Below are 22,908 nucleotides of genomic sequence, written 5' to 3'. Positions count from 1 at the left end.
TGCTATCCGGCCTCTCGCAGTGCGTGGACCTGCCCGTTCATCAATCCGTTGGGGGCGTGCAAGATCGCCCACACCGTGGTGATGTCACCGTCGTGGCGGACTCCCCAGCTCTCCGCGACGTACTCGACGATGCCGAGCCCCCTGCCCCCGAGCGACGACAGAGTCGGCCGGCCGGCACGGGGCTCGGTGGCCGCGCCGCCATCGCTCACAGCGACCTCGATGTGTTCGTCACTTCGCAGCCAGGCCACCCTGACCATGCCCGACGGCAGCGGATGCGCATGCCGTAGCGCGTTGCTCAGCAGCTCGCTCACCACGAGGACGGCATCGTCGATCGCGGTGGCGAAAACCCCGCGATCCTGCAGGTCAGTGCTCAGACGCTGGCGGGCGACGGCGACACTGGACGGCGCGTACGGCAGTAGCACCACGCTTGACACACCCACCTCCCCGCTCCCAGTGCCCCCCACGGGAACACTCCCCGGTACGACCGAAATGCCCCGTTACTCGATCCCAGAAACCGCATCTCGATCACAGCTTGTACACATCGGACGATAGATCAGCTTAACCGTTACCACCTCGTTACCGCATCGGTGTGTCGGATCGGATAGGGGAAGCGTTGCCCAACACGAGCCGCATTCGAGTGCCTCCACCGGGTCGCGGATGGGCACTCACATCGCCGCCCTGAGCCCTCGCCAGACTCCGGACAATGTAGAGCCCGAGGCCGACTCCGCCGAACCTGCGGCGGTCACCGCTGTCGACCTGGACGAACCGCTCGAAGACCCGCTCCCGGTCCGGCGCGGCGATGCCGACGCCCTCATCGTCCACCACCACGACCACGCCGTCGTCCTCGGGCCAGGCGCCCACGCTGATCAGGCCGCCCGTCGGAGAGTACTTGAAGGCGTTCTCCAGCAGCTGGCCGAGGATGATGTCGGTGGCGAGCGCGTCGCCTCTGACGTACGGCAGCGCGTCGGGGATGGCCACCTCCACCCGGTGCCTGTCGGACAGCACGGGCAACCCGAGCGTGGCCGCGTGGATCCGCTCGGCCAGATCGAACGCCTCGATGCGCACCGGCGGCTCGTCGGCGCCGGCCCGGGCGCCGAGCAGCAGGTGGTCCATGAGCTGCCCGAGCGACCTGGCCCGCTCGGCGATCGTGTGGACGGCGGAGCGCCGCTCGGTGTCGTTCAGCTTGTCCCAGCGCGCGTCGAGCGTGCTGGCGAACCCGCGCACGATCGTGATGGGCGTGCGCAGCTCATGGCTGGTCGTGGCCAGGAACAGGTCCTTGGCCTCCTCCAGCTCCTTGGCCGTGGTCACGTCGCGGAAGTCGACGACCACCTCTCCGGTCTCCTCGATCTTGGCGCTGACCACGTCCAGCCAGCGCCCGCTCTCCAGCTGGTAGGTGAGCTTCTCGCCCGGACTGGGCAGCGGGAAGGGCAGCGGCCCGCCGATGACGGCCTCTCCCGGCGTCGCGGTGAGCTCGGCCGCGGCCGGGTTCCACTGGCTGACCCGCCCGGCGCGGTCGAGCACGGCGATGCCGTCGGCGCTGGCGTCGAACACCGCCCGCTCGTGCGCCCGCTGGCGTACGGCCTCCTGATAGGCCACCGCGTTGCCGACCGCGATGCCGGCGTGCCCGGCCAGCAGCTCCAGGAGTTCGAGCTCCAGGTGGCCGGGCTTGCGCTCGGCGAACAGCGCGTACAGCGCCCCGTAGGGACGGCCGCCGACCGCGGCCAGGCCGAGCGCGATCGTGTGCAGCCCGTCGAGCTCGGCCCACACCAGGTCGCCGAGGCCCTGCGACTCCAGCATCACCGTCTTCCCGGTGCGTAAAAGCTTGCCGACCAGGCTGGTGCGCAGCTCGGCCGTCACGTCCTTGAGCGAGTCGGGCAACTGGTGCGCGCTCACCAGCCGCAGCCGCTCGCCCTCGATGAGCACGAAGCCGCCCGCGTCGGCCCCGGTCAGCTCGGTCAGGCTGGCCGCGATGCGGTCGAGCACCGTGGACAGCTCCAGCTCGGCGTTGATGTCGCCGACCACGTCGGTGAGCCGGCGCACCAGCCTGGCCCGCCGCGCCATACGGTTCCTGGCGGCCTCGTCGGCCTCGGTCAGATGGTGCACGAAGACGTAGCCCGCCACGGCGCTGCCCGTGAGCAGCGCGCTCGTGTCGACCCTCAGGTCGAGCACGGTGCCGTCCCTGCGCAACCGCTTGGTACGCAGCGACACCTGGCCGCCCGTACGCACCCGTTCGAGCACCGCGTTGTGCTCCGCTGTCAGCTCCCCCGGCACGATCGGCGCCCTGCGGCCCAGCATCTCCTCGGCCGACCAGCCGAAGAGCCGCTCGGCCGCTCGGTTCCAGACGAGTACGGTCTGGTCCCTGTCGAGCGCGACCACGGCGTTGGGCGAGCTGGCGAGCACCGCGCGAGCGATCTCATCGTCACTGCCTGCTCTGTCGTCACCCACACCTCCATAGTGCCTGTGGCGTGCGGCGTTCGTCGGGCGATCCGTCCGATACGCTGCGGGCACGGCCTTTCAGGGCGGCGGAAGAGGGTGGCGGGTATGTCCAGTGGAGACCTCGATGCCCTGCTGCGGGTGACTTCCGCCACCTATCGCGGCGAGGTGCCGCCCGATGTGGCGTTCGGCACCTATGACGGCGCGGTCGGCCGGCTGGTGCTGGCGGTGAGCGGCAAAGGCATCGTGGCGTGCAGCTTCGAGTCGAAGGACACCGTCTTCGAGTTGGTCGTCCGGCATGTGGGCGCGTTCGTCGGGCCCGACCCCGGGCGGCTCGACCCGGTGCGCAGGGAGCTCGACGCCTACTTCTCCGGGCGCCTGCGGGCCTTCGCCACGCCGGTGGACCTGTCCATCGCCACGACGTTCGCCCGTACGGTGCTGCAGAAGACCATGGCCGTGCCCTACGGCGAGACGGCGACCCTCGACGAGATCGGCGAGAGCATCGGCCGCCCGCGCGCACTGCGCGCGGTCGGCAACGCGCTCAACGCCAACCCCGTCTGCGTGGTCGTGCCGTGCCACCGGATCGTGCCGGGCGACGGCGAGCTCGGCGACTACGCGGGCGGCCAGGCCGCCAAGCGTCATCTCCTCAACATCGAAAAGCGCTCAAGGGCCTGAGGTACGTACTCAGCGACGCGTGATCGACGCGCGCCTGGTCGCCCAGCCGATCGCCAGCGTCACCAGAGCCGCCACCAGAGCCGCGCCCAGGGCCCCGTTCATCCACAGCTGCCTGGTGAACCCGATCGCCTCGCGTACGGCCGCCCAGAGGCCGTCCCACTGCGCGACCGTGGGCGTGGAGGTGGTCAGCCAGTAGGCCACGAAGCCGAGCGCCCAGGGCACCAGCATGGACCAGCGGGCGGGCGCGTCCTCGTCGGTGTTCCACCCCGAGGATCCGCCGAGCAGGAAGTAGTCGACCGCCAGCACCGCGAACATCGGCACGAACACCGCCCCGATCACTCCCAGGAACGCCCCGTAGGAGTTCACGTCGACCACCAGCGCGATGGCGGTGGTCAGCACGCCGATGGCGATCGAGAAGACCCGCCGGTCGACGCGCGGCATGAGGTTCTGCAGGGACATGGTCGTGGAGTAGACGTTCGCGAACGACTGGTCGGCCTCCCGCAACACCAGGATCGCGAAGAACAGCGCGCCCAGCGGCACCGCGACGAACGCCCCGAACACGGCCGTGCCGTCGGCGGCCACCGCGGCGGACCCGGCGATGGCCACCGCGTAGACGCCCAGCCCCAGGCAGGCGACCTGCGCCAGCGTGTAGCCGCCGACCACGCCCGCGAAGGCCGCCCGGCTCGACCTGGAGTGCCGGGCGAAGTCGGCGGCGATCGGCACCCACGAGACCGACAGCGCGATGACGTAGTCGACCGCGGGCGCGAACGCCGTCCACGACCCGCCGCCCTGCGCCGGAGCCTTGGACAGGAACGCCACCGCGAACCAGACCAGCGAGATGATCACTCCGATGGTGACGTAGCGCCGAAGCAGCCGGACCGACCCGAGCGGCCAGATGGTCAGCGACGTGGTCAGCGCCCCCGCCACCACCACCCACACCTGGTACGGCACCACGGCGCCGAAGATGGCCATCGCGCCCTTGGCGATCACCCACAGCTCGAAGGCGCCCCACCCGATCATCTGGACGATGTTGAGCACGGTCGGGATGTAGGACAGCCGCGCCCCGAACAACCCGCGCAGCAGCACCATCGCCGGCCGCCCGGTCTGCGTGCCCGGGATGGCCGACAGCCCCACCATGGCCGTGCCGACCAGGCTGCCGACGAGCGCGGCGAGCAGGGCGGCGGTCAGGCTGAGCGGGCTGCCGCCGAGCGGGTCGAGCAGGAACAGCGCGCCGCTGAACCCCAGCAGGCTGACGGCCAGGTTCGCCCACAGGGCCCCCTGGTCGAGCAGCCCGAGCGTCTTGGGGGGCGTCCCTTCGAGGGTCAGCGGGACTTCGTCGACGACATGCGTCATCTCACACTCCCTACGCCGGCATTACCCGGACAGGTTCATGCGGTCGGCGACAGGTCAGTCGCCCTCTCAGCCCGGTGCACCCCGAGCTCCCGCGGTTTGTGTAGTTGTCGAGCGGATTATGCCATCCGTCAGGCGACGAACGGCGGGCGCCCCGTCTCGCTGACCATCGGGCGGCGCGCGCCCGCCCACGACTGCATGCCGCCGTCGACGTTGACCGCCTCGCGCCCGAGCTGGTTGAGCCAGGCCGCGACCTGGAACGACCGGCCGCCGACCCGGCAGACCACGTAGACGGTCCGGTCGCCCGGCACCTCCTCGACCCGCCCCTGGATCTGCGTCATCGGGATGTGCACCGCCTCGGGGGCGTGCCCGGCCATCCATTCGTCCTGTTCACGCACGTCGAGCAGGTAGGCGTCGGCGGGAACGTCGCCGGCCGAGATCTCTGGAACCGTCATGCCTCCATCATCTCGCGTCGCTGGTCGTAGGCGGCACGGGCCGTGGCGATCTCCTGCCGGTGCTCCTCGGTCCAGGTGACCAGGCTCTTGATCGTCTGGTGCAGCGTCCGGCCGAGCGGCGTGAGCGCGTAGTCGACCCGTGGCGGCACGACGGGGTGGACCGTACGGCTGACCAGGCCGTCGCGCTCCAGGTGGCGCAGGGTCACGCTGAGCATCCGCTGGCTGACCCCGTCGATCTCGCGGCGCAGCTGGGTGAAGCGCAGGCTCTGGCAGTCGAGCAGCGCGATGACCAGCAGCGACCACTTGTCGGCGACGCGGTCGAGTATCTGCCGGACCTCGCAGTCCTCCCTGGTGTCCCACTGCCACACGTCGTAGTCGTCGTCCACGGTGCTCTCGCAGTAACCGGGTGACTTAGAAGTGCCGTCTTCCATGACATTTCATACTGCCGGATGATTTGGACGGTTACCAGAGATAACCGAATGCCGATAAGTAACCGGGAGTCGACCATGTCCAAACGCGCTTGGGGCATGTTGATCGTGCTGTGCGGGGCCATCTTCATCGAGGGCACCGACGTGGCCATGCTGAACGTGGCCCTGCCGTCGATCAGGGCCGATCTGGGGCTGTCCACGGGCATGCTGAGCGGGGTGGTGAGCGCCTACGTCCTGGGCTGTGGCGGTTTCATCCTGCTCGGCGGCCGGGCGGCCGACCTGCTGGGCAGGCGCAGGATGTTCCTGCTCTGGCTCGGCGTGTTCGTGGTGTTCTCCGGGCTGGGCGGGTTCGCGACCGAGGGGTGGGTGCTGCTGGTCGCCAGGTTCCTCACCGGGGTCGCGGCCGCCTTCATGATGCCCGCCGGGCTGTCGCTGATCACCACGAGCTTCCCCGAGGGCAGGCAGCGCAACCGCGCGCTGCTGGTGTACGCGGGGACGGGGGCCGCCGGGTTCGCGCTCGGGCTGGTGATCGGTGGTCTGCTGAGCTCGATCGGCTGGCGCTGGGTCTTCTTCGCGCCCGTCCTCTTCTCGCTGGCGATCCTGATCGCCGCCGTCCCACTGCTGAAGGAGCAGCCGACGCCCCGGCCCACCGGCGGCGTCGACCTGGCCGGAGCCGCGACCATCACCGGCGCGATGACCCTGCTGGTCTACGGCCTGGTACGACTGGAGCACCCCGCCGACGGCCCGGCCTGGACCATCGGCGCATTCGCGGGCGGAGCGGCGCTGCTGGCGGCCTTCGTGGCGATCGAGCGGCGGTCGGCCACCCCGCTCGTCCGCCTGGGCATCCTGCGCTCCGCGCCACTGGTGCGCGCCAACCTGACGGCGCTGCTGCTCACCGCGTCGTTCTTCGGCTTCCAGTTCCTGGTCACGCTGTACCTGCAGGAGTTGCGCGGCTGGTCCACCGTCCAGACCGGCCTGGCCCTGCTCGCCGCCGCCGCCGACGTGGTGCTCGCGCCCACGCTGACCCCCTGGCTGGTCCAGAGGTACGGCAACGCCCGGGTGATCTTCGGCGGCCTGCTGTCCGGGCTCGCGGCCTACGGCCTGTTCGTGGGGGTCGGGATGGACTGGTCGTACGCGGCCATGCTGCCGTCGATGCTGCTGATCGGCCTGATGTTCGCCTTCGTGTACGGCCCGCTCACGATCGTCGCCACGGAGGGCATCGCGGAGGACGAGCAGGGCTTGGCCGGTGGACTGCTGAACTCGGCCTTCCAGTTCGGCGCGGCGCTCGGGCTGTCCATGGTGACGGCGGTCAGCGTGGCGGCACTGGGCGACGCGACCTCCGCCGAGGCCGGGCTGGCGGCCATCAGGACGGCGCTGCTGGTGCCGCTGACCGCCACGGCCGTCGCCGCCCTCATCATGGCCACCGGCCTACGCCGACGCCCGCCCACCCCCGCACACGAGTCCGGAGAGCCCGAGAAGCCCGTCATAGTCAGAGCGTGACCCGCAGCACGGAGGTGTTACTTCAGTAGGCGGGACAGGCGGCGGTCGGCGAGCGGCTTACCGCCTGTCTGGCAGGTGGGGCAGTACTGCAGCGAGGAATCCGCGAAGGACACCTCGCGAATGGTGTCACCGCACACATCGCATGGCTGACCGGCGCGGTTGTGGACACGAAGGCCGGACTTCTTCTCCGCCTTGAGGTCCTTGGCGGCCAGGCCGTGCGCCCGCTCGACCGCCTCGCGCAGCGTGGTGACGATGGCCTCGTGCAGGTCGGCGATCTGGGCGTCGGTGAGGGTCGAGGCGATCTTGAACGGGGACATCTTGGCCGCGTGCAGCACCTCGTCGGAGTAGGCGTTGCCGATGCCCGCGATCACCTTCTGGTCGCGCAGCAGGCCCTTCACCTGGGTGCGGCTGCCGTTCAGGATGGCCTTGAGCGTGGCCACGGTGAAGGCGTCGTCGAGGGGGTCGGGGCCGAGGGCGGCGACACCCGGCACGTCATCCGGATTTTTCGTGACATAGACGGCTAGGCGCTTCTGCGTCCCCGCCTCGGTCAGCTCGAACCCGGGCGCCAGGCCCTCGTCGTCGGGCGCCAGGCGTACCCGTACCGCCAGCGGGCCCTTGCCCGGACGGACCGGCTTCGCGCCCGAGAGGTCCTCGCGCCAGCGCAGCCACCCCGCGCGGGCCAGGTGGATGACCAGGTGCAGACCGTCGCAGTCGAAGTCGAGGAACTTGCCGTGCCTGGCCACGCCCGTGATGGTCAGCCCGCCGAGCGCGGTGACCGGCGGGTCGAACGTCTTGAGCGCCGAGAAGGCGACCACGTCGACGCCCAGGAGCGTGCGACCGACCGCCCGCTCGCGCAGGAAACCGGCGAGCGATTCCACTTCGGGGAGTTCAGGCATGCCACCAGGGTACGACGCACCGTCGTCCACAGCCTGTGGATAACTATGGGACATCCCAGAACGCCAGCTCGTGCGCCATCCCCTCACGGAACAACGCCTCCGCCCGCGCAGGCTCGGGGTCGGCCTGGTCGATCATCTCGGCGATCCGCACGGTCAGCGCCGCGAAGCCGGGATCGGCGTACGTCTCCACCCATCTCCGGTAGCGCGGCTCGGCGGGCAACTCCAACCGCTGACCAAGCTGCGAATATCCCCACATACAGGGATAAAGCGCGGCCAGCCCTTCGCCATAATCAGCAGCCGACTCCAGCAGGAACGCCGTGTAGGCCGCGCACGCCGGCCCCTTCCGCGCACTTTCCAGATCCGCCCCGAACGAGGCCGACAGCTCCCGGTGCAGGCTCAGCTCGTCATGGAAGGTCGTGTGCGCCAGGTCCACCAGATCGCCCAGATGCGCGGCCGGCGCCTGCCAGGCCAGCCGCGCGAACACCCGCACATAGTCCAGCAGAAACAGATAATCCTGCTCCAACCACGACCGGAACACCGGCTCCGCCAGATCACCGCGCCCGATGCCGACAACCGTGGGATGCGCGAGCTGCGCGTCGAGGAGGGGGCGCCCGGCCGCGTGCAACTTCTCGGAGATACCCATGAGCGGCAGGGTATGAACTGTTGCTGGCATTCGCTATGCGAGCCGTCGACCGGTTGCTACGGATGGTAATCGTGATGTAATTTTCTGTCACAGCCGGGTGCCTGACTGAGCGCTCGGTCCCCGCCCCCGTTGGTGTCCGCATCAACGGGAAAGCGTCCGGCGGGGCGGTGGCCCAAGAGGCGCACTCCCGCCAGGAGTGCGCAGTCAGGCCCCGACAAAGCGGTTCTCAAACCACGGTCCGCCCGGCTTGCCGGACGGACGCGGCTTCGGCTTCCACCGGATCACTACCCGACCTCGGCCGGGTGCGACGAGACTACGCCAATGCCCGCTTTACCTAGGTAAACACAGAGAACCGAAGACGCTAGTGTCAGGGAATGAGTGTGACGATCGCGGAAGAACTCCTCTTGCTCGCCTACAGCGAGAAGGAGGGCAAGCAGCTCATCAGCGCCACCCAACTGGATCCGGCGCTCGGCGGCGCGATCCTCGCCGAGCTGGCGATCAACGAGCGAGTGGCCCTGACCGGCAAGAAGGTGTCCCTCGAGGACGCCACGCCGCTGGGCGACGACGAACTCGACGCCGCGCTGGCCCGCATCGCGGATGAGGGCAAGGAGCGCAAGCCCGACTGGTGGGTCCAGCGGTTCCACTCCACCAAGCTGCGCCGGCGCCTGCTCGTCCGGCTCGCCGAGACGGGCGTGCTGGCCGAGGAGCGCGGCAAGGTGCTCGGCATCTTCCCCACCACCCGCTGGCCGGAGGCCGACGGCAGCGTCGAGGCGGAGGTCAGGCAGCGCGTGAGCGGCGTCCTGGCGGGCGCCGAGCCCGACGGGCGCACGGCGGTGCTCATCGCCGTCATGCACGCCGCCAAGCTCGACCGCAAGGCGTTCCCCGGCGCGAACAAGGCCCGCATCAAGGAGATCTCCGAGGGCGACTGGGCGGGCGACGCGGTGGCCAAGACGATCGCCGCGATCAACTCGGTCATGGTGATCGCCGCCACCACCGCCGCCATCGGCGCCAGCACCGGCGCCACCGCAGGAAGCTAGGCACCCCCAAGGGTCGGCCAGAGGATGGGATCAGCCGGCGTCGAGGATCTCCTTCGGCACCGGCTTGTCCTCCTTGATCGCGTTGAACAGGGCGGTGGCCTTCTCCCTGTCCCACTTGACCGCGCTGCCGCCGCCCGCGATCTCGTTGCCGCCGAACGGCACGACCGTGGTCACCGGGCTGTCGCCCATGGCCAGGCCCAGCGAGAGCATGTCGAACGCGCCCGTGCTCGAATCGACGGCCACCGCGTCGGTGGCGCTCATGGCCAGCGGGATCGAGGTGAACGGATTGATCAGCGTGCCGGGGCTGGCCGCCTTCTTCACGACCGCGCCGAGGAACTGGCGCTGGCGCTTGGTCCGCTCGAAGTCGGGCAGCGCGCCGCCCTTGCGGGTACGGACGTAGCCGAGCGCCTGGGCGCCGGTCAGCGTCTGGACGCCCTTCTTGAGCTTCAGCCCCGCCTTGGGGTCGTCGACCGCGGCGCGGACGTTGATCTCGACGCCGCCGACCGCGTCGACGATGTCCACGAACCCGGCGAAGCCGATCTCCATGTAGTTGTCGACGCGCACCCCGGTGACGGTCTCGATCGTCTGGGCGAGCAGCTTGGGGCCGCCGATGGCGTACGCGGCGTTGAGCTTGTTGCGGCCCTTGCCGGGGATGGTGACCGCCGAGTCGCGCGGCAGGCTGACGAGGGTCGGCTTGTCGCTGCCCGCCGGGATGTGCAGCAGCATCATCGAGTCGGTGCGTTGACCGGCCGCCTTGCCGGTGGCGAGCTTCTTGCGGTCGGCCGCCGACAGGCCCTTGCGGCTGTCGGAGCCGACGAGCAGCCAGTTGGTGCCCGGGGTGTCGTCGGGACGGCCCTGGTAGTCGTCGAGCACGCCGGGAATCCCGGTCAGCCGCGAGTCGATCCAGAAGAACAGTCCCACGGCCACCACGAGCAGCAGCGCCACCACGGCGGCGACGATCTTCAGGATGGTCCGGCCCTTGATCCGCCTGCGCGGCGGCTTCGGCCCCGACGGGGTCGGCTCCGCCTTGGGCGTGAACGGCCTCATCGGGCTGTCGCCCTTGCGCTCGCGGCCGTACACGCGCGAACTGCCGGCGCGCGGCGCGTCGGAGGGCGACTCGTTCGTCGGCGGCGCCTGTTGAGCCGGCGGAGGGACCTGCTGCGTCGACGGAATCCGATGCGCGGGGGCACCGCCCGACCGCTGACCGTCACCGTTCCTGCCGGGCAGCGGGCGGCCATCGCCCGGCGAGCGCATGGCTCTCGTCCGGTCTTCCTCAGACACTTGGCCTCTTTCTCCTTCGGTTGTCATAGACGCTACGTCCAACCCCCCACCAGTGAAGACGTCTCGCCAAGGTTTTCCCACGGAAAAGTACGCAGAACTAGCGGAGCGTCACGTCGGAAACATTGCTGCGATCTGCATCGTTACGGTTTATGGACTTCCGCCATCGAAAGGATGATCGTGTCCGCCCCGGACCCTTGGAATATTCGCCCGTGCGGACGCACGGGATCCCCTGATCGCTCACCTCTTCGGAGCTCGACACGGTGAGCGCGTACCTCGGGCTGATCGCCCTCTTCCTGCTCACCGCCGCGACAGGTTACTTCGTCGCGCAGGAGTTCGCCTTCGTGGCCGCCGACCGGGGCCTCCTGCGTGAGCAGGCCGCCGCCGGCGACCAGGGCGCGGAGAAGGCCCTCCAGGTGACCTCCCGCCTGTCCTTCATGCTCTCCGGCGCGCAGCTCGGCATCACCGTCACCGCGCTGCTGGTCGGCTTCCTGGCCGAACCCGCCATTGCGACGATCGTCCGTCCGTGGTTGACGGACACCGGCATGCCCGGCGGTGTCATCACCGGCCTGTCCGTGGCCATCGGGGTGTTCGTCGCGACCGTCGTGCAGATGGTCCTCGGCGAGTTGGCGCCCAAGAATCTCGGCATCGCCAGGCCGGAGCCCGTCGCCAAGTTCCTCGCCGGATCGACGCTCGTCTATCTGGCCGTGGTCGGCCCGGTGATCCGCCTGTTCGACTCGGCGGCCACGGGACTGCTCAGGCGCATCGGCATCGAGCCCGTCGAGGAGGTGGAGCACGGCGCGACCCCCGAGGAGCTCTCGCGGATCATCGCCGAGTCCACCCAGGCGGGCGAACTGCCGCCGCGACTGTCGGAGCTGCTGGAGCGGGCGCTGGAGTTCGGTGACCGCAACGCGGAGGAGATCATGGTCCCGCGCCCGCGCGTGGTCGTGCTCCGCGACTCCCAGCCGATCTCCGACCTCGTGGAGGTCATACGCGAGTGCGGCCACTCCCGCTACCCGGTGCTCGGCGCCGACGGCGACGTGGTGGGCGTAACGGGCGTACGTGAGCTGATCACCTCCGGCCTCGAAGACGGCCCGATCATCGGCATCACCCGCCCCGCGGTGCTGGTGCCCGACTCGCTGCCGCTGCCGGCCGTACTGAACCAGATGCGCTCGGCCAAGGACGACCTGGTATGCGTGATCGACGAGTACGGCGACCTCGCCGGCGTCATCACCGTCGAGGACCTGGCGGAGGAGCTGGTCGGCGAGCTCATCGACGAGAACGACCCGGAGCCGGACGGCGCGGTCGCGCAGCCGGACGGCGTCTGGGAGGTGCCGGGCCGGTTCAGGCTCGACGAGGTCGAGCGGGCCACCGGCGTCTCGCTGCCCGAGAGCGACGACTACGACACGCTCGCCGGGCTGGTCCTCGCCAGGCTGGGGCGCATGCCGGAGCCCGGTGACACCGTGACTGTGCCCGTCATTCCGGAGACTGACCCGTTCGCCGAGGACGAACAGGAGCACCAGGCCGTACTCACCGTCCTGTCCCTCGACCGCCGCGTCCCCGCATGGGTACGGCTGGCACCGGTCCAGCACGCGGAGGCCGTCCGATGACGATGATCCTGATCAGCCTGGCCCTACTGCTGCTGAACGCGCTGTTCGTGGCGGCCGAGTTCGCCTTTGTCTCCGCCAAGCGGCACCGCCTGGAGGAGATGGCCGCCAACGGCAGCCGCCTGGTGCGGATCACCGCGAAATCGGCGGTGGGCGGTGGCCGGCGACTGTCCCTGATGCTGGCCGGCGCCCAGCTCGGCATCACGCTCTGCACGCTGGGCCTGGGCCAGGTCACCGAGCCCGCGATCGAGCACTACCTGGAGCCGGTCTTCGCCGCCGTCGGCGTGCCCGAGTCGATGCGGATGCCGATCGCACTGACCATCGCGCTGGCCTTGGTGACGTTCCTGCACATGGTGGTGGGCGAGATGGCGCCCAAGTCCTGGGCACTGACCCACCCCGAGCGGGCCGCCCTGCTGCTGACGCTGCCCTTCCGCGGCTTCACGTCGCTGATGAGCCCCCTTCTGTCGGCGCTCAACGGCCTGACCAACGTGATCCTGCGCCTGTTCGGCGTGGTCCCACGTGACGAACTGGCCACCACCAGAACCCCGCGCCAGCTCGCCATGCTCGTAGGCGAGTCGGGCCGCATGGGCCTCCTGGACAGAGAGGAGCATGACCTGCTCACCAGAGCCCTCCGCCTCCAGGCGGAAGGCATCGAGCGCCTCATGGTCCCCATCGACCAGGTGGTCACCGTCCCGTCGTCGGCCGACGCCGCGCGCATCAAGCAGGCCGCGGCGGAGAGCGGCCACCTACGCCTCCTGGTGGGCGCTCCAGAGGACGTACAGGGCGTGCTGCATGCCAGAGACGCCCTGATCAATCCCAGCCGCACAGCGGCCGACCTGGCCCGCCCGGTACCCAAACTGCCCTGCGTCACTCAAGTCCCGGAGGCGGTGACAGCGCTCCAGGAGGCTCACGCCCACGTGGCCCTGGTCACGGACCAGGCCGGCACGGTCATCGGAATGGTCAGCCTGACCGACCTACTGGGCGAACTCCTCGACACCCGAGCAATGGCCGCCTAACCCCACGAGAACCCCACAAGTGTGGGCAATAACACACGCCCGGCCGGAAAGCCATCCGAAAGCGATCTGCAACCGGCCGGGCGTACCGTTCCCAACGCCGCCCACAAGGGTTCCCAAAAACAGGAGGCCCCGCCCCTTGCGATCCGGGTCCTCTTTCGCCAGTGTGGGTCTGCCGCACACACAAGTATTCAAGCCAGCAACTGGCCGATGAGTAGCACTACAGGCATTAACGCAAGGAACCACCCGAAGAGCACCACGGACGGTTTAAGGCGAGACCCCGCCCAAAGAGCACCACGGGCGGGTTGGGTTAACGCAAGGATCTCAACCGGCGAGCAACCACCAGCGGGTTTCCTACTGGGGGTCCGGCGGTGAGCAACCACCAGCGGGTTTCCTGCTGGGGGTCCGGGGGTCGCCCCCCGGTGTAAACGACGAGGGGACCCGAGGGAAGCAAGCCCCCCGGAGGGGGGCTGGCGACCATAGGGTCCCCGTCAACGAGTGGGCGAGGAGGGATTTGAACCCTCACGTCCTTTCGGACACACGGACCTGAACCGTGCGCGTCTGCCGTTCCGCCACCCGCCCTTGTGGGTGCGGAGAAACAGTAGCACGGAACAGCCGCTGGTACTGAACCCGGATACGATCGCATAAGACACGGGAGCGGAGGAGCTGGGCGCGACAGCTGACGAGCGCCGGGACCACCCGCGACGTGGAACGAGCGGAGGCCAGGCGCGGTGAGCGCGTCCGGCGGCCGCGATCATATGCACGGAGGAAGGGAGGTACCCGGTGGGAGTCCTTCAGCGCTTCGAGCGAAGGCTCGAAGGCTTGGTTGAGGGGGCCTTTGCGCGGGCGTTCAAATCTGACCTTCAGCCGGTCGAGGTCGCCAGCGCGGTTCAGCGGGAGATGGATGAGCGTGCGGCGATCGTCGCTCAAGGTCGGACGCTCGTGCCCAACGACTTCGTGGTTGAACTGTCCACGACCGACAGCGAGCGGCTTGAGGTCTATGCCGACAGCATCAGCCACGAGCTGGCCAACCTCGCCAGGGAGTACGCCAAAGAACAGGGCTACTCCTTCGTGGGACCGGTCCGGGTTCGTTTCGAAACCGCCGCCGACCTGGCAGTGGGGTTGTTCCGCATCAGGTCGGGAGTCATCCGCGGCGCGACGGTGGAGCAGGACGAGATTCGCCAGCCGGCGAGTGATCTGCCACCATCCAGGCCCAACGCGTTCAGCGGGCGGCCCCGGCTGCTCGTGTCCACTCAGGACGATCCGCAGGGCGACCGCTCCTACGAGCTCACCACTCCGGTGACCTTGCTGGGCAGGGGCACCGACTGCGATCTTCGTCTCGTGGACCCCGGCGTCTCTCGCCACCATGCGGAGATTCGCGTCGAGGGTCAGCAAGTCGCCCTAGTCGATCTCGGATCGACGAACGGCACGTTCGTCAATGGCCAGCCGGTACGCAGAGTCGAGCTCCAGAACGGCACGCGAGTGACCTTGGGGCGTACGACACTGGTGTTCCGGCGCGATTAGGGGTAGACAGACGGTCCATGTCCGAGCTCACGCTGCTGCTGATCCGGCTCGCCTTCCTGGCTGTGCTGTGGTTCTTCGTCATTGCCGCAGTCGGCGTGATCCGGACAGACTTGTTCGGATCACGTACGGCCCCCGCGGGTCCACGCAAGGGCATCAAGCCCACCAAACCGGCGGCCAAGCCGAAGAATAAGAAGGGCGAGCCACGCCAGCTCGTTGTGACGGGTGGCCCGCTGCAAGGCACCACCATTAATCTCACGGAGACGCCCATCACCATTGGCCGGGCGAACGACGCCACGCTGGTAGTCACCGACGACTACGCTTCCAGCCGGCATGCCCGGCTCTTCCCTCAGGACGGTCAGTGGATCGTGGAAGATCTCGGTTCGACCAACGGCACATATCTCGACCGCTCAAAAGTCACCCGCCCGACCCCGGTGCCGCTCGGTGTTCCGATCCGCGTCGGCAAGACAGTCATTGAATTGCGAAAATGACCATCGCACTCCGCTACGCCGCCCGCTCGGACGTCGGCCTCCTCCGCGAAGGAAACGAGGACTCGGCGTACGCAAGCGGCCGTCTGCTAGCCGTCGCAGACGGTATGGGCGGACACGCACACGGTGAGGTGGCGAGTTCTGTCGCCATCGCCGCAATGGCCTCGCTAGACGAGGCCCAACAGGGTGGTGACCTGCTCAACGCCATCGAGGCAGCGGTACGCGACGCCAATCGCAAGCTGCACGAGATGGTGGGCCGGGATCCCAGCCTCAAGGGCATGGGCACCACGCTGACCGCCATGCTCTGGAACGGCACCTCGGTGGCCCTGGTGCACGTCGGCGACTCGCGCGCCTACCTGCTCAGACGCGGGGAGCTCTACCAGATCACCCACGACCACACGCTGGTGCAGCAGTTGGTCGACGACGGGCGCATCACGCCGGAGGAGGCCGCGACGCACCCGCAGCGCTCGATCCTGCTGCGGGCACTCGACGGGAGCGGCGAGGTCGATCCCGACCTCACGTTGCGCGAGGCGCAGGTGGGCGACCGTTATCTCCTCTGCTCCGATGGTCTGTCCGGAGTGGTGAGCGCGGAGACCCTGCATGCCACGCTGACCAACATCGACGACCCGGAAGAGGTCGTGCGCCAGCTGATCGACCTGGCCAACCGGGGTGGTGGGCCCGACAACATCACCTGCGTCCTGGCCGACGTCCTGGAGCTCGCCGAGGGGCAGCAGGCGCCCACCACCGAGTCGGCGACCGTCGGGGCGGCGGGCATGACGCGCCTTCGGCTCGAGGCGCACGACACCTCGCCGGGTCGGCCGGGCGCGGTGACCGCGCCCCAGCCGGTGCTCACCGACGACGACTTCGACGAGCCGGGCCCGCAGGCGGCCCGGCGGCCGGTCAAGCGGCGCCGGGCCTGGCCCATGCTGGTCTCGGTCCTGGGTGTGGCCGTCGTCGCCATTGGCGCCGGCGGCTATTTCGGCTGGCAGTGGAGCCAGGACCAGTTCTTCGTCGGGGCCAAGGGCGACGAGGTGGTCGTGTTCCGTGGCATCCGTCAGGAGGTGGGGCCGTTCCAGTTCTTCTCGGTGGCCCAGCACACCGGCAAGCCGCTGTCCCAGCTCTCCGAGCCCGACCAGGCGCTGATCAAAGGCGGCATCGAGGTCAAGACCTTGGCGGAAGGCGTGACCAGGATCAACGGTTTCAAGACCACGGCGGAGCCGACTGAGCCGAAGACCACCCCGAGCACGAGTTCCTCGCCCACCGCGAGCCCGACGAAGACGAAGGCGAAGCCTCAGTAGATGAGTGAAGTGGCGGAAGCCCCCGTCCTCATGCCGGCCAAGCGGCGTGGGGCCCAGCTGGCCATGCTCGGATTCGCGGTCGTGATCGTCATGGGCGCCTATGCCAACGTCGGCCTGGCTCTCGACGGCGCGATCCCCTCGGGCATGCTGACGTACGGCCTGGGGCTGGGCGGGTTCATGCTGGCCGCCTATCTGGTGCTCGCCAAGTTCGCGCCATGGGCCGACCCCTTGATCCTCCCGCTGGTCACGGTGGTCAACGGCATCGGCCTGGTGATGATCTACCGGATCGAGGCCTCGGGCGCGAGAGGCACCGGCGGCGCGTCCGCCACCAACCAGCTGATCATGACCGGCGCGGGCGTGGTCCTGTTCGCCATCACGCTGGTCGTGCTGCGCGACCACCGCACGCTGCAGCGCCTGACCTACACCGCGGGCTTCGCCGGGCTGTTCCTGCTGATCTCCCCGCTGATTCCCGGGCTGGGCAAGAGCGTCAACGGCGCCACCATCTGGATCGGTTTCGGCCCCGCCATCATCCAGCCCGCGGAGCTGGCCAAGATCGCTCTGGTCATCTTCTTCGCCGGCTACCTCGTGGCCAAGCGCGACGTGCTGGCCCTGGCCGGACGCCGGTTGCTCTTCATCGACCTGCCCCGCGCCCGCGACCTCGGACCGGTGCTCATCACCTGGGCGGTCAGCCTGGGCGTGCTCGTGCTGCAAAAGGACCTGGGCTCCTCACTGCTGCTGTTCGGCACCTTCATCGTGATGCTGTACATCGCCACCCAGCGCACCTCCTGGGTGCTGATCGGCATCCTGCTGTTCGTCGGCGGCGCGTTCCTCGCCAGCCAGATCTTCGACCACGTGCACGCCCGCATCGAGGTCTGGCTCGACCCCGGAAACGCCGAGTTCTTCAACCGCGAGCTCGGCGGCAGCGCGCAGCTCATGCAGGGCCTGTTCGCGATGGGCGCGGGCGGCATCCTCGGCACCGGCCTCGGCCAGGGCCACCCGTACCTCATCCCGCTGTCGTTCTCCGACTTCATCTTCACCGCGACCGGCGAGGAACTCGGTCTGACCGGCCTGATGGCGCTGCTCATGGTCTACGCGCTGATCGTGCAGCGAGGGCTGCGCACCGCGCTCGCGGCCCGCGACCCCTACTCCAAGCTGCTGGCCGGCGGCCTGTCGTTTATCCTGGCCTGGCAGGTCTTCATCATCGTCGGCGGCGTGACGAACCTCATCCCCCTGACCGGCCTGGTCACCCCGTTCATGTCCCAGGGTGGCTCGGCATTGCTCGCTAACTGGATCCTTATCGCGCTATTGGTACGCATGTCAGACTCGGCACGGCGACCTCCGCCCCAGGCGATCCAGAACGAGGGAATGACGCAGGTGTTCCAGCGATGAACGGCACTCTGAAGCGTGCGGCCGTGGCCTGTCTGGTCATGTTCGCGCTTCTGATGATCAACGTGAACGTTGTGCAGGCCGTACGGGTGGAGCAATACAGCAAAGACCCCCGTAACCAGCGCAACTACTACGCGCGCTACGCCGTGGAGCGCGGCCGCATCACCGCCGGCGGCAAGGTGATCCTGGCGCAGTCGGTGGAGAAGAAGGACGGCGACTTCCGCTTCCTCAGGGAATACCCCGACGGCAAGCTCTACGCGCACGTCACCGGCTTCTTCTCGCCGGAGAGCGAGTCCAACATCGAGCGGTCCGAGAACAAACTGCTCGACGGCTCCAGCTCCGACCTGCTGCTGCGCCGGAGCATCGACCTGTTCACCGGTGAGCCCACCAGGGGCGCCAACGTCGACGTGACGATCAACCCCAAGGCTCAGAGGGCGGCCTACGACGCGCTGCGCGAGAGCGGCAAGCGCGGCGCGGTCGTCGCGCTCGACCCCAAGACCGGGGCGATCCTGGCGATGGTGTCGCTGCCCACCTACGACCCGGCCGAGCTCTCGGGCACCAACAAAGGCGAGGTGTTCCCCCGCTACGAGGAGTTGGCCAAGGACAAGGGCCAGCCGCTGCTCAACCGCAACATCGACCGCACCTACCCGCCCGGCTCCACGTTCAAGGTGGTGACCGCGGCGGCCTACCTCGAGGACGACTCCAGCCGCGGCCCCCAGACGATCGTGGACGCCCCGCAGCGGCTCCAGCTGCCCGGCACCACCATCAGCCTGCCCAACTACGGCGGCGCGGCCTGCGGAGCCGGGAAGGTCCCGCTGGTCTACGCGCTGGAGAAGTCCTGCAACACGCCGTTCGGCCAGATCGGAATGGACCTCGGCTACGACAAGATGAAGGAGCAGGCGGAGAAGTTCGGCATGGGAACACAGATCGGCATTCCGATGTCGGTGGCCCAGAGCTCCTTCGGCCCCAAGGAGGACAAGGCGGCCGTCGCCATGTCCTCCATCGGCCAGCGCAGCAACCAGATGACGCCGCTGCAGATGGCCATGATCGCCGCGGGCATCGCCAACGACGGCAAGGTCATGAAGCCGTACCTGGTCAACAAGATCACTGACGCGAAGGGCGACTCGGTCGAGGACGCCAAGCCGGAGGAGCTGACGGAGGCGGTCAGCTCCGAGACGGCGGGCAAGCTGCGCGAGATGATGGTCAGCGTCGTCAACAACGGCACCGCCAACCTGGCGCAGATCCCCGGCGTCGACGTGGCGGGCAAGACCGGCACCGCCGAGACGTCCAACGGTCAGCCGCCGCACGCCTGGTTCATCAGCTTCGCGCCGGCCAACGACCCGAAGGTCGCGGTCGCGATCATCGTCGAGTCGGGCGCGGCCAACGTCGGCGCCGAGGCGACGGGCGGCCACACCGCCGCGCCGATCGGCAAAGCCGTGATGGAGGCGGTGCTGAACAAGTGATGACCGCTACTCTGCTGGACCATGCGGCTCGGTAACCGCTACCTCTTGCTCTCCCGCATCGCCTCGGGCGGTATGGGGGATGTCTGGCGTGCTCGTGACGAGCTGCTCGGACGTGAGGTCGCGGTCAAGGTGCTGCGCAGCCACATCCAGGACGACCAGTCCTTCCGCGGCCGCTTCCGCAACGAGGCCAGGATCACGGCCGCCCTGGCCGACCCCGGCATCGCGCAGATCTTCGACTACGGCGAGCAGCGCGACCTGGCCTACCTGGTGATGGAGCTGGTGCACGGCGAGCCGCTGTCCGCCATCCTGACCCGCAACGGCTCGCTCATGCCCGAAGTGACACTCGACGTCGTGCACCAGACGGCCAAGGCGCTGCACGCCGCCCACTCGGCGGGGGTCATCCACCGCGACATCAAGCCGGGCAACCTGCTCGTCACGCCCGAGGGCGTCATCAAGGTGACCGACTTCGGCATCGCCCGCGCCATGGAGTCGGCTCCGGTGACGCTGACGGGCACCGTGCTCGGCACGGCCCAATACGTCAGTCCGGAGCAGGCGCAGGGTCTGCCTCTCACCCCGTCTACCGACCTCTACTCGCTGGGCGTGGTGGCCTACGAGTGCCTGTCGGGGCGCACGCCGTTCCTGGCCGAGGGGCCGGTGGCCATCGCGCTCATGCACCTCAACGATCCGCCGCCACCGCTCGGCGTCGACGTGCCCGCGGCGGTGCGCGAGCTGGTCATGGTGCTGCTGTCCAAGGATCCGCGGCAGCGGCCCGCGTCGGCCATGGAGGTCGCCGACCGCTCCCAGCGGCTGCGCCAGTCGCTGGCCGCCAACAAGTCGGGCGCCGAGCTCAGCATGCTCACCGATCCGGCGGGCTTCCGCGTACGCCAGCAGGAGGAGGGCGTCCGGACGCGACAGCAGGAGGGCGCCCGGACACGGCAGCGGCAGGAGGGCTTCCAGGAGTGGCGGCGGCAGGCAGAGGGGTCTATCACCGACGACCTCGCCGCGCCGACGGCCACGACGCTGCGCTCACCGTCCCCCGGCTCGATCACCGGGCGGCCCGGCGCGGCGCCCGCCCTGCCCCGGCGCCGCAGGGGCAGGCTGACGCTGGCGCTGTTCGCCAGCGCGGGCTGCGCCGCCGCCGTCGGGCTCAGCGCCTTCACTTTCATGGACCGCGACGCGGTGCCCAGTCCGCCCAGCATCGCCGACCCGTCGGAGTCGGTGAGCGTGACTCCGGTGTGGAAGCCGTCCAGGACCAAGACTCACACTCGACGACCTCCCGTCGTTACGGTGAAGTCGAAGAGGCCGGTACCCTCACGTTCGGCTACGGTAAGCGTGACGGCAACACCATCCAGGAAGCCAACCCCCAAGTCCACCCCGACAACCCGTACCCCGACTCCCACACCGACGCCCAGGCCCACCACTACACCGACAACTCCGACACCAAGTGCTTCGCCTGACCCGGGTGTCACAAACCCGCCGAAGGAGGAGACGTGATGCGCCACGGGGTCGATGATGGACACCGGCGGCCCGCGAGCAGGCCGGTACCCAAGATGAACGGTAAGGGACAGTGCAGGAAATGACTCAGCCTCGGCGACTCGGAGGTCGTTACGAGCTCGACGGCGTCGTCGGGCGCGGCGGCATGGCCGAGGTCTATCGCGCCCGAGACATCCGGCTGGACCGCGTAGTCGCGATCAAGACCCTCCGCTCTGACTTGGCGCGCGATCACACCTTCCAGGCGCGTTTCCGCCGTGAGGCGCAGTCCGCGGCTTCGCTGAACCACCCGGCGGTCGTCGCGGTCTACGACACCGGCGAAGACGTCAGCGAGGGCGCCCCGGTGCCCTACATCGTGATGGAGTACGTCGACGGCAGGACGCTGCGCGACCTGCTGCGGGCCGACCGGCGGCTGTTGCCGGAGCGGGCGGCCGAGCTGGTCGACGGCATCCTGCGGGCGCTGGACTACAGCCACCGCGGCGGCATCGTCCACCGCGACATCAAACCGGCCAACGTCATGATCACCCGCAACGGCGACGTCAAGGTGATGGACTTCGGCATCGCTCGCGCGATGGCCGACTCGGCCGCGACGATGACGCAGACGGCGCAGGTGATAGGGACCGCCCAATACCTGTCGCCCGAGCAGGCGCGCGGTGAGCGCGTCGACGCCCGCAGCGACATCTACTCCACCGGGTGCGTCTTCTACGAGCTGCTCACCGGCCAGCCGCCGTTCACCGGCGACTCCCCCGTGGCGATCGCCTACCAGCACGTACGCGAGGAGCCCATCCCGCCGTCGCAGATCGACCCCGAGATCCCCGCGTGGTGCGACGCGATCGTGCTGAAGGCCATGGCCAAGGACCCCGCGCATCGCTACCAGAACGCGGGCGAGATGCGGGCCGACATCCAGCGGGCGATGTCCGGCATGCCGGTCGACGCCCAGACGATGGCGATGACCAGCAACTACGGCGCGGGCACCCGCATGATGACGGCTACCCAGTCCGCCACCGGCCCGGCCACTCAGGGCACCCGCGCGGTGCCCCCCTACGAGTACGACGAAGGCGGGCACGGCGGCCGGGGCGGCCGGCGGCGCGCCAACAGCGGCGGCGGCAACACCGCGCTCAAGACCGCGGCCTGGATCGTCATCCCGCTCCTGATCATCGGCGCGTTCATCGGCATCGGTTACGCGGTGTTCAGCAGCGGCGGCACCAAGACGACCGGGCAGATCAAGATCCCCGCGCTCGCCACACAGAAGGCGAAGGCCGCCCAGGACCAACTCACCGCTCTGAGTCTGAAGTCCGAGATAGTGCAGGAGGCCAACGCCGAGTTCGACAAGGGCACGGTGATCAAGACCGATCCGGTCGAAGGCACCGAAGTCCCGAAGGACTCCACGGTCAAGCTGATCGTGTCCAAGGGGCCGCCGAAGGTGAAGGTCCCCGATGGGCTCGTCGGTGCCACAACCGAGGAGGCCAACAAGCTCCTTGAGGATGCCGGCCTGACCGGCACGATCAAGACCAAGATCTCCAGCAAGCCGCAGGGCAAGGTCATCGAGACCGATCCCAAGGCCGGCGAGGAGGTCGATAAGGACGGCACCGTCATCCTTTACGTGCCCAAGGACCAGGCCGCCGTCCCGAGCGTGATCGGCCTGACCCAGCAGGACGCCACGAAGATGCTCAGGGCGTCAGGCTTCAAGGTCAAGGCGGTCCCGCAGGCGAATGAGCAGCCTCAGGGCACGGTCGTCCAGCAGGTTCCCGGTGAGGGCACGAAGGTCAACCCCGGCACCACCATAACGATCGTGGTCTCCACAGGCCCGGAGGAGCAGCCGACCGACCAGCCGACGGACCAGCCGCAGCCGACCGACCAGCCGACGGACGACCAACCGACCGATCAGCCGACGGACGACCAGCCGACCGACGACTCACCGATCGACGACGGCAATCTGGGCTGAT

20 protein-coding genes, 1 tRNA gene and 1 riboswitch are annotated in these 22,908 nt (G+C 69.0%); of the genes, 12 read left to right on the top strand and 9 right to left on the bottom strand.

Annotation, left to right across the window (positions count from 1 at the left end):
- Positions 1–2: 2 nt before the first annotated feature.
- The gene (locus tag ACQP2T_RS00780; RefSeq protein WP_357938397.1) at positions 3–434 is read right to left on the bottom strand and encodes an ATP-binding protein; all 432 of its coding nucleotides are present in this window, start codon (positions 432–434) and stop codon (positions 3–5) included.
- 142 nt (positions 435–576) lie between these two features.
- On the bottom strand, positions 577–2,445 hold the full coding sequence (locus ACQP2T_RS00775) for a PAS domain S-box protein (RefSeq protein ID WP_433514269.1): 1,869 nt from the start codon (positions 2,443–2,445) through the stop codon (positions 577–579).
- Positions 2,446–2,541: 96 nt separating this feature from the next.
- Between ACQP2T_RS00775 and ACQP2T_RS00770 the strand changes: the two genes are divergently transcribed.
- Positions 2,542–3,108, top strand: coding sequence for a methylated-DNA--[protein]-cysteine S-methyltransferase (locus tag ACQP2T_RS00770; protein ID WP_433514268.1), 567 nt, complete (start codon positions 2,542–2,544; stop codon positions 3,106–3,108).
- Between the two features lie 9 nt (positions 3,109–3,117).
- On the opposite strand, the gene ACQP2T_RS00765 is transcribed toward ACQP2T_RS00770, so the two are convergent.
- From ACQP2T_RS00765 to ACQP2T_RS00755, 3 genes are all read right to left on the bottom strand, one after another.
- A complete protein-coding gene (locus tag ACQP2T_RS00765) occupies positions 3,118–4,461 on the bottom strand; it encodes a purine-cytosine permease family protein (protein ID WP_433514267.1) in 1,344 nt (447 codons plus the stop codon).
- A riboswitch (TPP riboswitch) is annotated at positions 4,452–4,564 on the bottom strand. Its footprint overlaps the gene before it by 10 nt.
- A 25-nt stretch (positions 4,565–4,589) precedes the next feature.
- Positions 4,590–4,913: a rhodanese-like domain-containing protein gene (locus tag ACQP2T_RS00760; RefSeq protein ID WP_433514266.1), complete on the bottom strand. Its 324-nt coding sequence runs from the start codon at positions 4,911–4,913 to the stop codon at positions 4,590–4,592.
- The gene (locus ACQP2T_RS00755) at positions 4,910–5,344 is read right to left on the bottom strand and encodes a winged helix-turn-helix transcriptional regulator (protein ID WP_433514265.1); all 435 of its coding nucleotides are present in this window, start codon (positions 5,342–5,344) and stop codon (positions 4,910–4,912) included. The genes ACQP2T_RS00760 and ACQP2T_RS00755 overlap by 4 nt, the downstream gene beginning before the upstream one ends.
- 75 nt (positions 5,345–5,419) lie before the next feature.
- Between ACQP2T_RS00755 and ACQP2T_RS00750 the strand changes: the two genes are divergently transcribed.
- Positions 5,420–6,841 carry an MFS transporter gene (locus ACQP2T_RS00750; RefSeq protein ID WP_433514264.1) on the top strand — a complete coding sequence of 474 codons (1,422 nt, stop codon included), beginning with the start codon at positions 5,420–5,422 and terminating at the stop codon, positions 6,839–6,841.
- Between the two features lie 17 nt (positions 6,842–6,858).
- Here the strand turns inward: ACQP2T_RS00750 and ACQP2T_RS00745 are convergent, their stop codons facing one another.
- Together ACQP2T_RS00745 and ACQP2T_RS00740 are read right to left on the bottom strand one after the other, a co-directional pair.
- Positions 6,859–7,737 carry an Fpg/Nei family DNA glycosylase gene (locus tag ACQP2T_RS00745; RefSeq protein WP_358176594.1) on the bottom strand — a complete coding sequence of 293 codons (879 nt, stop codon included), beginning with the start codon at positions 7,735–7,737 and terminating at the stop codon, positions 6,859–6,861.
- Positions 7,738–7,780: 43 nt separating this feature from the next.
- Positions 7,781–8,380, bottom strand: coding sequence for a TenA family protein (locus tag ACQP2T_RS00740; RefSeq protein WP_433514263.1), 600 nt, complete (start codon positions 8,378–8,380; stop codon positions 7,781–7,783).
- A gap of 374 nt (positions 8,381–8,754) precedes the next feature.
- Here ACQP2T_RS00740 and ACQP2T_RS00735 point away from each other — a divergent pair, with 374 nt between their 5' ends.
- Entirely contained in the window at positions 8,755–9,417 is a 663-nt protein-coding gene (locus ACQP2T_RS00735; protein ID WP_433514262.1) for a GOLPH3/VPS74 family protein, read from the top strand.
- Between the two features lie 30 nt (positions 9,418–9,447).
- Here ACQP2T_RS00735 and ACQP2T_RS00730 read toward each other — a convergent pair whose 3' ends face one another.
- Entirely contained in the window at positions 9,448–10,698 is a 1,251-nt protein-coding gene (locus tag ACQP2T_RS00730; RefSeq protein WP_433514261.1) for an LCP family protein, read from the bottom strand.
- A 260-nt stretch (positions 10,699–10,958) separates the two neighbouring features.
- Here ACQP2T_RS00730 and ACQP2T_RS00725 point away from each other — a divergent pair, with 260 nt between their 5' ends.
- Positions 10,959–12,305, top strand: coding sequence for a hemolysin family protein (locus tag ACQP2T_RS00725; protein ID WP_433514260.1), 1,347 nt, complete (start codon positions 10,959–10,961; stop codon positions 12,303–12,305).
- Positions 12,302–13,318 (top strand): hemolysin family protein, encoded by a 1,017-nt coding sequence (locus ACQP2T_RS00720; RefSeq protein WP_433514259.1) that lies wholly within the window; start codon positions 12,302–12,304, stop codon positions 13,316–13,318. The genes ACQP2T_RS00725 and ACQP2T_RS00720 overlap by 4 nt, the downstream gene beginning before the upstream one ends.
- A 496-nt stretch (positions 13,319–13,814) precedes the next feature.
- Here ACQP2T_RS00720 and ACQP2T_RS00715 read toward each other — a convergent pair.
- A tRNA-Leu gene (locus ACQP2T_RS00715) sits at positions 13,815–13,897 on the bottom strand.
- Between the two features lie 201 nt (positions 13,898–14,098).
- Here ACQP2T_RS00715 and ACQP2T_RS00710 point away from each other — a divergent pair.
- From ACQP2T_RS00710 to pknB, 7 genes are all read left to right on the top strand, one after another.
- Positions 14,099–14,839, top strand: a complete 741-nt coding sequence (locus ACQP2T_RS00710) for an FhaA domain-containing protein (RefSeq protein ID WP_433514258.1) — start codon at positions 14,099–14,101, stop codon at positions 14,837–14,839.
- 17 nt (positions 14,840–14,856) lie between these two features.
- Positions 14,857–15,327: an FHA domain-containing protein FhaB/FipA gene (locus ACQP2T_RS00705; RefSeq protein WP_214635377.1), complete on the top strand. Its 471-nt coding sequence runs from the start codon at positions 14,857–14,859 to the stop codon at positions 15,325–15,327.
- A complete protein-coding gene (locus tag ACQP2T_RS00700) occupies positions 15,324–16,622 on the top strand; it encodes a Stp1/IreP family PP2C-type Ser/Thr phosphatase (protein WP_433514257.1) in 1,299 nt (432 codons plus the stop codon). The genes ACQP2T_RS00705 and ACQP2T_RS00700 overlap by 4 nt, the downstream gene beginning before the upstream one ends.
- Positions 16,623–18,011: an FtsW/RodA/SpoVE family cell cycle protein gene (locus ACQP2T_RS00695; RefSeq protein ID WP_433514256.1), complete on the top strand. Its 1,389-nt coding sequence runs from the start codon at positions 16,623–16,625 to the stop codon at positions 18,009–18,011.
- On the top strand, positions 18,008–19,471 hold the full coding sequence (locus tag ACQP2T_RS00690; RefSeq protein ID WP_433514255.1) for a peptidoglycan D,D-transpeptidase FtsI family protein: 1,464 nt from the start codon (positions 18,008–18,010) through the stop codon (positions 19,469–19,471). The genes ACQP2T_RS00695 and ACQP2T_RS00690 overlap by 4 nt, the downstream gene beginning before the upstream one ends.
- Positions 19,472–19,492: 21 nt before the next feature.
- The gene (locus ACQP2T_RS00685) at positions 19,493–20,965 is read left to right on the top strand and encodes a serine/threonine-protein kinase (RefSeq protein WP_433514254.1); all 1,473 of its coding nucleotides are present in this window, start codon (positions 19,493–19,495) and stop codon (positions 20,963–20,965) included.
- A gap of 82 nt (positions 20,966–21,047) precedes the next feature.
- Positions 21,048–22,907, top strand: a complete 1,860-nt coding sequence (gene pknB, locus ACQP2T_RS00680; RefSeq protein WP_433514253.1) for a Stk1 family PASTA domain-containing Ser/Thr kinase — start codon at positions 21,048–21,050, stop codon at positions 22,905–22,907.
- The last annotated feature ends 1 nt before the right edge of the window (position 22,908 follow it).

Source organism: Nonomuraea sp. CA-143628, from assembly GCF_050942315.1.
Taxonomy (GTDB): Bacteria; Actinomycetota; Actinomycetes; order Streptosporangiales; family Streptosporangiaceae; genus Nonomuraea.
The sequence above is the reverse complement of the archived record's forward strand: the minus strand, read 5'-3'. Positions and strand labels throughout refer to the sequence as shown.

Coding starts and splice junctions, on each gene's coding strand:
- ACQP2T_RS00770 (WP_433514268.1), top strand. CDS start 2,542: ATGTCCAGTGGAGACCTCGATGCCCTGCTGCGGGTGACTTCCGCCACC.
- ACQP2T_RS00765 (WP_433514267.1), bottom strand. CDS start 4,461: ATGACGCATGTCGTCGACGAAGTCCCGCTGACCCTCGAAGGGACGCCC.
- ACQP2T_RS00760 (WP_433514266.1), bottom strand. CDS start 4,913: ATGACGGTTCCAGAGATCTCGGCCGGCGACGTTCCCGCCGACGCCTAC.
- ACQP2T_RS00755 (WP_433514265.1), bottom strand. CDS start 5,344: ATGGAAGACGGCACTTCTAAGTCACCCGGTTACTGCGAGAGCACCGTG.
- ACQP2T_RS00750 (WP_433514264.1), top strand. CDS start 5,420: ATGTCCAAACGCGCTTGGGGCATGTTGATCGTGCTGTGCGGGGCCATC.
- ACQP2T_RS00745 (WP_358176594.1), bottom strand. CDS start 7,737: ATGCCTGAACTCCCCGAAGTGGAATCGCTCGCCGGTTTCCTGCGCGAG.
- ACQP2T_RS00740 (WP_433514263.1), bottom strand. CDS start 8,380: ATGGGTATCTCCGAGAAGTTGCACGCGGCCGGGCGCCCCCTCCTCGAC.
- ACQP2T_RS00735 (WP_433514262.1), top strand. CDS start 8,755: ATGAGTGTGACGATCGCGGAAGAACTCCTCTTGCTCGCCTACAGCGAG.
- ACQP2T_RS00720 (WP_433514259.1), top strand. CDS start 12,302: ATGACGATGATCCTGATCAGCCTGGCCCTACTGCTGCTGAACGCGCTG.
- ACQP2T_RS00705 (WP_214635377.1), top strand. CDS start 14,857: ATGTCCGAGCTCACGCTGCTGCTGATCCGGCTCGCCTTCCTGGCTGTG.
- ACQP2T_RS00700 (WP_433514257.1), top strand. CDS start 15,324: ATGACCATCGCACTCCGCTACGCCGCCCGCTCGGACGTCGGCCTCCTC.
- ACQP2T_RS00695 (WP_433514256.1), top strand. CDS start 16,623: ATGAGTGAAGTGGCGGAAGCCCCCGTCCTCATGCCGGCCAAGCGGCGT.
- ACQP2T_RS00690 (WP_433514255.1), top strand. CDS start 18,008: ATGAACGGCACTCTGAAGCGTGCGGCCGTGGCCTGTCTGGTCATGTTC.
- ACQP2T_RS00685 (WP_433514254.1), top strand. CDS start 19,493: ATGCGGCTCGGTAACCGCTACCTCTTGCTCTCCCGCATCGCCTCGGGC.
- pknB (WP_433514253.1), top strand. CDS start 21,048: ATGACTCAGCCTCGGCGACTCGGAGGTCGTTACGAGCTCGACGGCGTC.